Source organism: Streptomyces sp. NPDC029152 (genome assembly GCF_055564355.1).
Map to the genome: position 1 here is coordinate 91,676 of NZ_JBVHWR010000007.1, position 12,204 is coordinate 103,879.

Sequence of the window (12,204 nt, forward strand, 5' to 3'; positions counted from 1 at the left end):
CCCCCGCACTGAGCCAGCACCGAGCCACCAGGAACCATCCGTGACAACGATCACCCCGGATCCCGGGAACCAGAGCAGCCCCCGCCCCTCGCTTCGCCCGGAGGCGGGTGGGCCCGGTACGCTCACCGCCGTGCCACACGCTGATCAGTCCCAATCCACCCAGAAGGGCCACCCCGTGACATATCCGGGACCGCCCCGGCCGGTGCAGGTCTCCGCCACACCCCTCGCGGAACTCGCCGATCAGCTGGGTGTCGCCGCGCCGGACAGCACCGCCGGGGTCACGGGCATCACCCACGACTCCCGCGCCGTCCGCCCCGGTGACCTGTACGCCGCCCTCCCCGGAGCCCGCGCCCACGGCGCCGACTTCGTCACCCAGGCCGCCGGTCTCGGCGCCGCCGCCGTGCTGACCGACCCGGCCGGCGCGGAGCGCGTCGCCGCCACCGGGCTGCCGGCGCTCGTCGTCGACGACCCGCGCGCGCGGATGGGCGAACTGGCGGCCACGATCTACGGCCACCCCGGCCGCGATCTCCTCCAGATCGGCATCACCGGCACCTCCGGCAAGACCACCACCGCCTACCTCGTCGAGGGCGGCCTGCGCACCGCGCGGACCACCGGGCTCATCGGCACGGTCGAGATGCGCATCGGCGACGAACGCATCAAGTCCGAGCGCACCACGCCCGAGGCCACCGACCTCCAGGCCCTGTTCGCGGTCATGCGCGAGCGCGGCACCGAGGCGGTCGCCATGGAGGTCTCCAGCCACGCCCTGGTGCTCGGCCGGGTCGACGCCTGCGTCTTCGACGTCGCGGTGTTCACCAACCTGAGCCCGGAGCACATGGAGTTCCACTCCGACATGGAGGACTACTTCCAGGCCAAGGCGCAGCTGTTCACGCCGGAGCGCAGCAGGCTCGGGGTCGTCAACACCGACGACGAGTACGGCCGCCGGCTCGCGAACGAGGCCACGGTCCCCGTCGTCACCTACTCCGCCGAGGGCCACCCCGACGCCGACTGGCGCGCCGAGGACGTCCGGGTCGGACCGATGGACTCGACGTTCACCGCGGTCGGCCCCAAGGACGAGCGGATCACCGCCAGGTCGCCCCTGGCCGGTCCCTTCAACGTGGCCAACACCCTCGCCGCGATCGCCGCCCTGGCCGCCGCCGGCCTCGACCCGCAGACCGCGGCCGACGGCATCGCCGCCGTGCCGGGCGTGCCGGGCCGGCTGGAGCGGGTGGACGAGGGTCAGCCCTACCTCGCGGTGGTCGACTACGCCCACAAGACCGACGCGGTCGAGTCCGTCCTGCGGGCCCTGCGCAAGGTGACCGAGGGGAAGCTGCACGCCGTGCTCGGCTGCGGCGGCGACCGGGACACCACCAAGCGGGAGCCGATGGGCGCCGCCGTGGCCCGGTTCGCCGACACGGCCGTGCTGACCTCCGACAACCCCCGCTCCGAGGACCCCCTGGCCATCCTCGCCGCCATGCTCCGGGGCGCGGCGTCCGTGCCCGCGCACGAGCGCGGCGAGGTCCAGGTCTTCGAGGACCGGGCCGCCGCGATCGCCGCCGCCGTCGCCCGGGCCGAGCCCGGCGACACCGTGCTGGTGGCGGGCAAGGGCCACGAGCAGGGCCAGGACATCGCCGGAGTGGTCCGCCCCTTCGACGACCGCCAGGTGCTTCGCGAAGCCATCCGGAAGACCCAGGGATGAAGATCCTGAAGAACCAGGGGATGAACTTGTGATCGCCCTCTCCCTCGCCGAGATCGCAGAAGTCGTCGGCGGGCAGATGCACGACATACCGGACGCGTCCGTCGAGGTCACCGGGCCGGTGGTCCGGGACTCCCGGGAGGCGGGGCCCGGCAGCCTCTTCGTCGCCTTCGTCGGCGAGCGCGTGGACGGCCACGACTTCGCGTCGGCGGTCGTGGAGGCGGGCTCGGTGGCCGTGCTCGGCTCCCGTCCCGTCGGCGTGCCCGCGATCGTCGTGGACGACGTCCAGGCCGCCCTCGGCGCCCTCGCCCGCCACGTCGTACGGCGCCTCGGCGCCACCCTCGTCGCCCTCACCGGATCCGCCGGCAAGACCAGCACCAAGGACCTCATCGCGCAGGTCCTGCAGCGCCAGGCGCCGACGGTGTTCACACCGGGCTCGCACAACAACGAGATCGGGCTGCCGCTCACCGCCCTGACCGCCACCGAGGAGACCAGGTACCTCGTGCTGGAGATGGGCGCCCGCGGCATCGGCCACATCCGGTACCTCACCGGACTCACCCCGCCGAGGATCGGCCTCGTCCTCAACGTCGGCAGCGCCCACATCGGCGAGTTCGGCGGCCGGGAGCAGATCGCCCAGGCCAAGGGCGAACTCGTCGAGGCGCTTCCGCCGGCCGAGGAGGGCGGCGTCGCGATCCTCAACGCGGACGACGCCCTCGTACGCGCCATGTCCTCCCGTACGAAGGCGAAGGTGGTCCTTTTCGGAGAGTCCGACGAAGCGGACGTGTCCGCCGAGAACGTGCGACTCACGGACAGCGGACAGCCCTCCTTCAGGCTTCACACACCCTCCGGTGCAAGTGATGTGACCATGCGCCTGTACGGTGAGCATCACGTGTCGAACGCGCTCGCCGCGGCCGCCGTCGCCCACGAGTTGGGCATGTCCGCAGACGAGATCGCCACCGCGCTCTCCGAGGCGGGCTCCCTCTCCCGCTGGCGGATGGAGGTCACCGAGCGCCCGGACGGCGTGACGGTCGTCAACGACGCCTACAACGCGAACCCCGAGTCCATGAAGGCCGCGCTGCGTGCGCTGGTCGCCATGGGCGGAGCCTCACGGGCGAGAGGGGGTCGGACGTGGGCGGTGCTCGGCAAGATGGCCGAGCTCGGGGACGAGGCGCTCGCCGAGCACGACGCGGTCGGACGGCTCGCCGTCCGGCTCAACGTCAGCAAGCTCGTCGCGGTCGGGGGCACAGAAGCCCGATGGCTGCAACTGGGCGCATACAACGAGGGTTCGTGGGGTGAGGAGTCGGTGCACGTGTCCGACGCACAGGCGGCGATCGACCTGTTGCGCAGCGAGTTGCGCCCGGGGGACGTCGTACTCGTGAAGGCGTCCCGTTCGGTGGGTCTGGAGGCGGTCGCCGCGGCGCTGCTCGAGACCGGCGCCGAGGGTGAGGTCGCCGCCCGATGATGAAGCAGATCCTGTTCGCGGGAGTCATCGGCCTCTTCCTGACCTTGGTCGGCACCCCGCTGCTGATCAAGCTGCTGGCCCGCAAGGGCTACGGCCAGTACATCCGCGACGACGGTCCGCGCGAGCACGCCAGCAAGCGCGGTACGCCGACCATGGGCGGTATCGCCTTCATCCTGGCGACGGTCATCGCCTACTTCCTGGCCAAGGTGATCACGGGCTACCTGGACGAGGAGGCCGACGCGGGGCCGACCTTCTCGGGCCTGCTGGTGCTGGGCCTCATGGTCGGCATGGGCCTGGTCGGCTTCCTCGACGACTACATCAAGATCGTCAAGCGGCGTTCGCTGGGCCTGCGGGCCAAGGCGAAGATGGCCGGCCAGCTCATCGTCGGCATCGCCTTCGCGGTCCTCGCGCTCCAGTTCGCGGACAACCGCGGCAACACCCCGGCCTCCACCAAGCTGTCGTTCATCACCGACTTCGGCTGGACCATCGGGCCGGTGCTGTTCGTGGTCTGGGCGCTGTTCATGATCCTCGCCATGTCGAACGGCGTGAACCTCACCGACGGCCTCGACGGCCTGGCCACCGGCGCCTCCGTCCTGGTCTTCGGCGCCTACACCTTCATCGGCGTCTGGCAGTTCCAGGAGTCCTGCGCCAACGCGCTGACCCTGACCAACCCGGGCGCCTGCTACGAGGTGCGCGACCCGCTCGACCTGGCGGTGGTCGCCTCCGCGCTGATGGGTTCCTGCCTCGGCTTCCTGTGGTGGAACACCTCGCCGGCCAAGATCTTCATGGGCGACACCGGTTCGCTCGCACTCGGCGGTGTGCTCGCGGGTCTCGCGATCTGCTCGCGCACCGAACTGCTGATGGCCATCCTCGGCGGCCTGTTCGTCCTGATCACCATGTCGGTGGTCATCCAGGTCGGCTCCTTCCGCCTCACCGGCAAGCGCGTCTTCCGGATGGCGCCACTTCAGCACCACTTCGAACTCAAAGGCTGGTCCGAGGTCCTCGTCGTGGTCCGCTTCTGGATCATCCAGGGCATCTGCGTGATCGTCGGACTCGGCCTCTTCTACGCGGGATGGGCAGCGGACAAGTGACCTCCTCGGTGCCTTCGGAATTCACGGGCAAGCACGTCACCGTCGCCGGACTGGGCGTCTCCGGCGTCCCGGCGGCCAAGGTCCTGCACGGCCTCGGCGCGCACGTCACCGTCGTCAACGACGGCGACGACGAGCGCGCGCGGGCGCAGGCGGCCGAACTCGAGGCGCTCGGCGTCACCGTGCGCCTCGGCGACGGCAACACCCTCCCCGAAGGCACCGAGCTGATCGTCACCGCGCCCGGCTGGAAGCCGGACAAGCCGCTGTTCGCGGCGGCGGACCGGGCGGGCGTACCGGTCTGGGGCGACGTCGAACTGGCCTGGCGCCTGCGCGGCCCGGACGCCGCGCCCTGGCTGGCCGTCACCGGCACCAACGGCAAGACGACCACCGTCCAGATGCTGGCGTCCATCCTGAAGGCGGCCGGCCTGCGCACGGCCGCCGTCGGCAACATCGGCGTCTCGCTGCTGGACGCGGTCACCGGCGAGGAGGAGTACGACGTCCTCGCCGTGGAGCTGTCCAGCTACCAGCTCCACTGGGCGCCCTCCCTGCGCGCCCACTCGGCCGCGGTGCTCAACCTCGCCCCCGACCACCTCGACTGGCACGGTTCCATGGAGGCGTACGCCGCCGACAAGGGCCGCGTCTACGAGGGCAATCGCGTGGCCTGCGTCTACAACGTCGCCGACAAGGCGACCGAGGACCTCGTCCGCGAGGCCGACGTCGAAGAGGGCTGCCGGGCCGTCGGGTTCACCCTGGGCACCCCCGGTCCCTCCCAACTCGGCGTCGTGGAAGGCATCCTGGTCGACCGCGCCTTCGTGGAGAACCGGCAGAAGAACGCCCAGGAGCTCGCCGAGGTCTCCGACGTCCACCCGCCGGCCCCGCACAACATCGCCAACGCCCTTGCCGCGGCGGCCCTCGCCCGCGCCTTCGGCGTCTCCGCCGCCGCCGTACGGGACGGGCTGCGGGCCTTCACGCCCGACGCCCACCGCATCGCGCACGTCGCCGACGTCGACGGGGTCGCCTACGTCGACGACTCCAAGGCCACCAACACCCATGCCGCGCAGGCCTCGTTGGCGGCGTACGAGTCGATCGTGTGGATCGCGGGCGGACTGGCGAAGGGCGCCACCTTCGACGAGCTGGTCGCCGGGGCGGCGAAGCGGCTGCGCGGCGTCGTCCTCTTCGGCGCCGACCGCGCGCTGATCCGCGAAGCCCTGGCGCGACACGCCCCGGAAGTACCCGTGGTCGACCTCGACCGGACCGACACTGGGGCGATGCTCCAGGCCGTCCAGGAGGCCCGGCGGCTCGCACGGCCCGGCGACACGGTCCTGCTCGCCCCGGCCTGCGCCTCCATGGACATGTTCACCAACTACAACAAGCGTGGTGACGCGTTCGCGGCGGCCGTTCGCGAACTCGGCGCCTGACCCGGACGCTCCCGCGCCGGGTGAACTCGGGAGGACGCGTGGCACGGTCCAGGCCGATCGACAGCGGAGGCCACGATGCCCGGTAGCCGTACCGGACGTCCGCCCGTGCAGCGGAGCGTCAAGCGGCCGGCCGCGTCGGGGCCGCCGCACGAGAACCCGGTCCTCGGTCTCTACCTCCGTCTGCGCCGCGCCTGGGACCGGCCGCTGACCGCGTACTACCTGATCTTCGGCGGCAGTCTGCTGATCACCGTGCTCGGCCTGGTGATGGTCTACTCGGCCTCCCAGATCACCGCGCTCCAGCTCTCCCTGCCCGGCTCCTACTTCTTCCGCAAGCAGTTCCTGGCCGCGCTGATCGGCGCCGGGCTGCTGGTGGCCGCCATGCGGATGCCGGTGAAACTCCACCGGGCGCTGGCCTACCCCATCCTCGCCGGGGCCGTCTGCCTGATGATCCTCGTGCAGGTGCCGGGGATAGGGATGTCGGTCAACGGCAACCAGAACTGGATCTCCCTGGGCGGCTCCTTCCAGATCCAGCCCAGCGAGTTCGGCAAGCTCGCCCTGGTGCTGTGGGGCGCCGACCTGCTCGCGCGCAAGCAGGACAAGAAGCTGCTGACCCAGTGGAAGCACATGCTCGTCCCCCTGGTGCCGGCCGCGTTCATGCTGCTGGGGCTGATCATGATCGGCGGCGACATGGGGACGGCGATCATCCTCACGGCGATCCTCTTCGGTCTGCTGTGGCTCGCGGGCGCGCCCACCCGGCTGTTCGCCGGGGTGCTCTCGGTCGCCGTGCTGCTCGGTGTGATCCTCATCAAGACCAGCCCCAACCGCATGGCCCGGCTGAACTGCATCGGCGCCACCGACCCCGGCCCCGGCGACGCCTGCTGGCAGGCGGTGCACGGCATCTACGCCCTCGCCTCGGGCGGGCTGTTCGGATCCGGGATCGGTGCCAGTGTGGAGAAATGGGGCGAACTCCCCGAAGCGCACACCGACTTCATCTTCGCCGTCACCGGTGAGGAACTGGGCCTGGCGGGGACGCTGTCGGTGCTCGCCCTGTTCGCGGCTCTAGGCTATGCGGGTATCCGCGTGGCCGGACGCACGGAGGACCCCTTCGTCAGGTATGCCGCGGGAGGCGTGACCACCTGGATCACGGCCCAGGCCGTGATCAACGTCGGTGCGGTCCTCGGGCTGCTGCCGATCGCCGGTGTGCCCCTCCCGCTGTTCTCCTACGGAGGATCCGCCCTGCTGCCGACCATGTTCGCCATCGGTCTGCTCATCGCCTTCGCCCGCGACGAGCCCGGTGCGCGGGCGGCGCTTGCGCTGCGGCAACCTCGCTTTGGTAGAAAGCGGGGAACGGGGGGAACCGGGGGCTCCGGGGCCAAACGGGCCCCCCGGAGTCGGAACACGATGCGACGACGCGCCTCGGCGGCGCGCTCGTCCGGAGAGCGGTGAATTTCGGTGCATGTCGTACTCGCCGGCGGAGGAACCGCGGGCCACATCGAGCCCGCGCTCGCCCTCGCGGACGCCCTGCGCAGGCAGGATCCGACCGTGGGCATCACGGCCCTGGGCACGGAGCGCGGACTGGAGACCCGGCTGGTGCCCGAGCGCGGTTACGAGCTGGCGCTGATCCCCGCCGTCCCGCTGCCGCGCAAGCCCACGCCGGAACTGATCACCGTCCCGGGCCGGCTGCGCGGCACCATCAAGGCGACCGAGCAGATCCTGGAGCGCACCAAGGCGGACTGCGTGGTGGGCTTCGGCGGTTACGTCGCGCTGCCCGGCTACCTCGCGGCCAAGCGGCTCGGTGTGCCGATCGTCATCCACGAGGCCAACGCCCGCCCCGGCCTGGCCAACAAGATCGGCTCGCGGTACGCCGCCCAGGTCGCCGTCTCCACGCCCGACAGCAAGCTGCGCAACGCCCGTTACATCGGTATCCCGCTGCGCCGTTCCATCGCTACCCTCGACCGCGCCGCCGCGCGTCCCGAGGCCCGCGCGGCGTTCGGGCTCGACCCCAACCTGCCGACGCTGCTGGTCACCGGTGGCTCGCAGGGCGCCCGGCGCCTCAACGAGGTGGTCCAGCAGGTCGCGCCGTGGCTCCAGCAGGCCGGTATCCAGATCCTGCACGCGGTCGGTCCGAAGAACGAACTGCCGCAGGTGCACCAGATGCCGGGGATGCCCCCGTACATCCCGGTAAGTTACCTGGACCGGATGGACCTCGCGTACGCCGCGGCCGACATGATGCTCTGCCGCGCGGGTGCGATGACCGTCGCCGAACTCTCCGCCGTCGGGCTCCCGGCCGCCTACGTCCCGCTGCCCATCGGCAACGGCGAACAGCGGCTCAACGCCCAGCCGGTGGTGAAGGCCGGCGGCGGTCTGCTGGTCGACGACGCGGAGCTGACGCCCGAGTGGGTGCAGCAGAACGTCCTGCCCGTGCTCGCCGATCCGCACCGGCTGTACGAGATGTCCCGCGCCGCCGCCGAGTTCGGCCGCCGGGACGCCGACGACCTCCTCGTCGGCATGGTGTACGAGGCGATCGCCGGCCGCGCACACCGCTAGGTAACGCATCGGCGAGCGAGCCGAAGGGGCGCGTCGGTGTCGACGGGCCGGGCGCGCGGAGCCCGAAGGGCCGGGCGCGGCCGGGCTGTCGGCACCGGCCGAGGCGCCCCGGAGGTGAACCGAGCCAGGAAAGGGAGTGCGCGTGGCCGGACCGACCACCGCCGAACGCGGTGAACGCCAGCAGGAGTCGTCCGGCCCGCCCGGTGCGGGGCGGTTCCGGCTGCCCCGCCTTCGTATGATCATCATCCTGGCCATCGCGCTCGTGCTCGCCGGGGGCGTGACGCTCTGGGTGCTGTACGGGTCGAACTGGCTCCGCGTGGAACGGGTGTCGGTCTCCGGAACCCGCGTCCTGACGCCGGCCCAGGTCCGCGAGGCCGCCGACGTGCCCGTCGGGGACGCGCTGGCCTCCGTCGACACCGGGGCGATCGCGGCACGGCTGAGCCGGAAACTGCCCCGTGTCGACGAGGTCGACGTGGTCCGTTCCTGGCCGCACGGAATCACGTTGAAAGTGACTGAGCGCACTCCGGTTCTGGTGGTGCAAAAAGGCCGGAACTTCGTCGAAGTGGACGACGAAGGCGTCCGTTTCGCCACGGTTTCCCGGGCCCCGAAAGGCGTGCCCGCGCTGGAATGGGAACCCGCCCGCTCGGGCCCGGCCGCGGCGAGCCTGCGCCGTTTCGGCGAGGACCGCCTGATGCGCGAGGCGGTGCGGGTCGCCGGAAGCGTCCCGGACGCGGTCGCGCGGCGGACCCGCCAGGTCAAGGTCCGTTCCTACGACGACATCTCGCTGCGGCTGAGCGACGGCCGGACCGTGGCCTGGGGGAGCGGTGAGCAGGGCGAACGGAAGGCCCGGGCGCTCACCGCGTTGATGAAAGCGACGCCCGACGCGCGGCACTTCGACGTGAGCGTTCCCACCGCCCCGGCGTCGTCGGGGAGTTGACGGGTATACGTGCAGGCCAGCACCCTGGTTGGGCAGCGCTACGGCTGATCACATAGGGTGAAAAGAAAAACGGGAGGTTCGGCGTGTTCGTTGAACGCGCGCCACGTGTCGACTTAGTGTCCTGTTCGGAAGACTTCAAGGAACAGGCACACTGGTAACCCTAAACTTCAGCGTTAGGGTTCGGGTCGGCGCTACGGACCGTCCCATTCGGCATCAGTCGTCGGGTCGCGGGGCATCAGTGCCCCGGTGATCCGACGACACGTAACTCGAGGCGAGAGGCCTTCGACGTGGCAGCACCGCAGAACTACCTCGCAGTCATCAAAGTCATCGGTGTCGGCGGCGGTGGTGTCAATGCCATCAACCGGATGATCGAGGTCGGTCTCAAGGGCGTCGAGTTCATCGCCATCAACACCGACGCGCAAGCTCTGTTGATGAGCGACGCCGACGTCAAGCTGGACGTCGGCCGCGAACTCACCCGCGGACTCGGCGCCGGAGCCAACCCGGCCGTCGGCCGCAAGGCCGCCGAGGACCACCGCGAGGAGATCGAGGAGGTCCTCAAGGGGGCCGACATGGTCTTCGTGACGGCCGGTGAAGGCGGCGGCACCGGTACCGGCGGGGCGCCCGTCGTGGCCAACATCGCCCGCTCGCTGGGCGCCCTCACCATCGGTGTGGTCACGCGCCCGTTCACCTTCGAGGGACGGCGCCGCGCCAACCAGGCCGAGGACGGCATCGCCGAGCTGCGCGAAGAGGTCGACACCCTCATCGTCATCCCCAACGACCGGCTGCTGTCCATCTCGGACCGCCAGGTCAGCGTGCTCGACGCCTTCAAGTCCGCCGACCAGGTGCTGCTGTCCGGTGTGCAGGGCATCACCGACCTCATCACCACGCCCGGTCTGATCAACCTGGACTTCGCCGACGTCAAGTCGGTCATGTCGGAGGCCGGTTCGGCCCTCATGGGCATCGGCTCGGCCCGCGGCGACGACCGCGCGGTGGCCGCGGCCGAGATGGCGATCTCCTCGCCGCTCCTGGAGGCGTCCATCGACGGCGCCCGCGGCGTGCTGCTCTCCATCTCCGGCGGCTCCGACCTCGGTCTGTTCGAGATCAACGAGGCCGCCCAGCTGGTCAGTGAGGCCGCGCACCCCGAGGCCAACATCATCTTCGGCGCGGTCATCGACGACGCCCTCGGCGACGAGGTACGGGTCACCGTGATCGCGGCCGGCTTCGACGGGGGCCAGCCGCCGGCCAAGCGGGACAACGTCCTCGGCTCGGCCTCGGCCCCGGCCAAGCGCGAGGAGCCCGCCCCGGCCCGGCAGCCCGAGAGCCGCCCGTCCTTCGGTTCGCTCGGCAGCGTCAAGCCGAAGGAGGAGCCGGAGCCGGTCCCGGCACCGGAGCCGGTCAGCGACCTGCCGCCGGTCGCCCCGCCGCCGGTCCCGCCGTCGCGGACCTACTCGGACAGCGCGGCCGAGGAACTGGACGTGCCGGACTTCCTGAAGTGATAGGACAGCGCGACACCGTGAACGGCGCGCACTTCGGCTTCACCGACCGGTGGGGCGGGGTGAGCGCCGTTCCGTACGAGGAGCTCAACCTCGGCGGCGCGGTCGGCGACGACCCGGCCGCCGTGACGGCCAACCGCGAACTGGCCGCGAAGTCGCTGGGCGTCGACCCGGCCCGTGTGGTCTGGATGAACCAGGTGCACGGGGCCGACGTCGCCGTGGTCGACGCGCCCTGGGGGGACCGCCCGGCCCCGCGGGTCGACGCGGTCGTCACCGCCGAACGCGGTCTCGCCCTCGCCGTCCTCACCGCCGACTGCGTACCCGTCCTCCTCGCCGACCCCGTCGCCGGCGTCGCCGCCGCGGCGCACGCGGGCCGGCCCGGCCTGGTCGCCGGGGTCGTCCCCGCCGCCGTACGGGCCATGACCGGGCTCGGCGCCGACCCCGCCCGCATCGTCGCCCGCACCGGACCCGCCGTGTGCGGCCGGTGCTACGAGGTGCCGGAGGAGATGCGCGCCGAGGTCGGCGCCGTCGAACCGGCGGCGCACGCCGTGACGAGCTGGGGCACTCCGTCCCTCGACGTGAGCGCCGGAGTGCGCGCGCAGCTCGAGCGGCTCGGGGTGTGCGACCTGGCGCAGTCGCCGGTGTGCACCCGGGAGTCGAAGGACCACTTCTCGTACCGACGCGACCGCACCACAGGGCGGCTCGCGGGCTATGTCTGGCTGGACTGATGGGGCATGACGGACCGTAAGGACGAACTCGCCGGGAACCTGGCGAAGGTGGAAGAGCGCATCGCCGCCGCGTGCGAGGCCGCGGGACGCCGCCGCGAGGAGGTGACCCTGATCGTGGTCACCAAGACCTACCCGGCCGACGACGTGCGCGTCCTCTCCGGACTCGGCGTGCGCCACGTCGCCGAGAACCGCGACCAGGACGCGGCGCCCAAGGCCGCAGCCTGCTCGGATCTGCCGCTTTCGTGGCATTTCGTCGGTCAGTTGCAGACCAACAAGGTGCGTTCGGTGGTCGGTTACGCCGATGTCGTGCAGTCCGTCGACCGGGCCAAGCTCGTCACGGTCCTGTCGAGGGAAGCGGTGCGCGCCGGCCGCGAGGTGGGCGTGCTCCTCCAGGTCGCACTCGACGCGGGGGAGAGCGCGCGCGGAGAGCGCGGCGGCGTCGCGCCCGCGGGAATCGAAGAGTTGGCCGACCTGGTCGCCGGATCGGCCGGACTGCGGCTCGACGGGCTGATGACCGTGGCACCGCTCACCGGCGAGTACGCCGGACGTCAACAGGCGGCGTTCGAGCACCTCATGGATTTGTCGACCCGCCTGCGCCGGACCCATCCGGCTGCGAACATGGTTTCCGCAGGGATGAGTGCGGACCTCGAACAGGCCGTGGCCGCCGGAGCGACACATGTACGCGTCGGCACCGCGGTACTCGGAGTCCGACCCAGGCTCGGGTAACGTCGCCAAGAAGTCGGACCACAGCAGAAAATATGGTCATTACCGCCGAAAGGCGGAGGCAACGACCTAGTGGATCGCGGGCATTTGGCAGTCGTCAGCCGATCCACCACAG

Annotated in this window: 10 protein-coding genes; all 10 read left to right on the forward strand. The window is 71.3% G+C overall.

Annotation, left to right across the window (positions count from 1 at the left end; translation table 11 throughout):
- The first annotated feature begins 175 nt into the window (after positions 1–175).
- The 10 genes from ACZ4V6_RS16680 to ACZ4V6_RS16725 all read left to right on the forward strand — a co-directional run bounded on the left by ACZ4V6_RS16680 (position 176) and on the right by ACZ4V6_RS16725 (position 12,092).
- A complete protein-coding gene (locus ACZ4V6_RS16680) occupies positions 176–1,696 on the forward strand; it encodes a UDP-N-acetylmuramoyl-L-alanyl-D-glutamate--2,6-diaminopimelate ligase (RefSeq protein ID WP_467827582.1) in 1,521 nt (506 codons plus the stop codon).
- 28 nt (positions 1,697–1,724) lie between these two features.
- On the forward strand, positions 1,725–3,155 hold the full coding sequence (locus ACZ4V6_RS16685; RefSeq protein WP_467827584.1) for a UDP-N-acetylmuramoyl-tripeptide--D-alanyl-D-alanine ligase: 1,431 nt from the start codon (positions 1,725–1,727) through the stop codon (positions 3,153–3,155).
- Positions 3,155–4,246, forward strand: a complete 1,092-nt coding sequence (gene mraY, locus ACZ4V6_RS16690; protein WP_189228554.1) for a phospho-N-acetylmuramoyl-pentapeptide-transferase — start codon at positions 3,155–3,157, stop codon at positions 4,244–4,246. Before ACZ4V6_RS16685 ends, mraY begins: the two co-directional genes overlap by 1 nt.
- An 8-nt stretch (positions 4,247–4,254) precedes the next feature.
- Positions 4,255–5,661, forward strand: coding sequence for a UDP-N-acetylmuramoyl-L-alanine--D-glutamate ligase (gene murD / locus ACZ4V6_RS16695; RefSeq protein WP_467827587.1), 1,407 nt, complete (start codon positions 4,255–4,257; stop codon positions 5,659–5,661).
- Positions 5,662–5,736: 75 nt separating this feature from the next.
- The gene (gene ftsW / locus ACZ4V6_RS16700; RefSeq protein WP_467827589.1) at positions 5,737–7,107 is read left to right on the forward strand and encodes a putative lipid II flippase FtsW; all 1,371 of its coding nucleotides are present in this window, start codon (positions 5,737–5,739) and stop codon (positions 7,105–7,107) included.
- A 6-nt stretch (positions 7,108–7,113) separates the two neighbouring features.
- Entirely contained in the window at positions 7,114–8,208 is a 1,095-nt protein-coding gene (gene murG / locus ACZ4V6_RS16705; RefSeq protein ID WP_403520360.1) for an undecaprenyldiphospho-muramoylpentapeptide beta-N-acetylglucosaminyltransferase, read from the forward strand.
- A gap of 142 nt (positions 8,209–8,350) precedes the next feature.
- The gene (ftsQ, locus tag ACZ4V6_RS16710; RefSeq protein ID WP_467827592.1) at positions 8,351–9,145 is read left to right on the forward strand and encodes a cell division protein FtsQ; all 795 of its coding nucleotides are present in this window, start codon (positions 8,351–8,353) and stop codon (positions 9,143–9,145) included.
- Between the two features lie 287 nt (positions 9,146–9,432).
- Complete coding sequence (ftsZ, locus tag ACZ4V6_RS16715) at positions 9,433–10,641, forward strand: cell division protein FtsZ (protein ID WP_467827595.1); 1,209 nt, start codon at positions 9,433–9,435, stop codon at positions 10,639–10,641.
- The gene (pgeF, locus tag ACZ4V6_RS16720) at positions 10,638–11,366 is read left to right on the forward strand and encodes a peptidoglycan editing factor PgeF (RefSeq protein WP_467827598.1); all 729 of its coding nucleotides are present in this window, start codon (positions 10,638–10,640) and stop codon (positions 11,364–11,366) included. Before ftsZ ends, pgeF begins: the two co-directional genes overlap by 4 nt.
- A gap of 6 nt (positions 11,367–11,372) precedes the next feature.
- On the forward strand, positions 11,373–12,092 hold the full coding sequence (locus tag ACZ4V6_RS16725; RefSeq protein WP_467827600.1) for a YggS family pyridoxal phosphate-dependent enzyme: 720 nt from the start codon (positions 11,373–11,375) through the stop codon (positions 12,090–12,092).
- Positions 12,093–12,204: the final 112 nt, after the last annotated feature.

Bases quoted from the DNA above. Each gene is read 5' to 3' on its own strand.
- mraY (WP_189228554.1), top strand. From the start codon at position 3,155: ATGAAGCAGATCCTGTTCGCGGGAGTCATCGGCCTCTTCCTGACCTTG.
- ftsW (WP_467827589.1), top strand. From the start codon at position 5,737: ATGCCCGGTAGCCGTACCGGACGTCCGCCCGTGCAGCGGAGCGTCAAG.
- ACZ4V6_RS16725 (WP_467827600.1), top strand. From the start codon at position 11,373: ATGACGGACCGTAAGGACGAACTCGCCGGGAACCTGGCGAAGGTGGAA.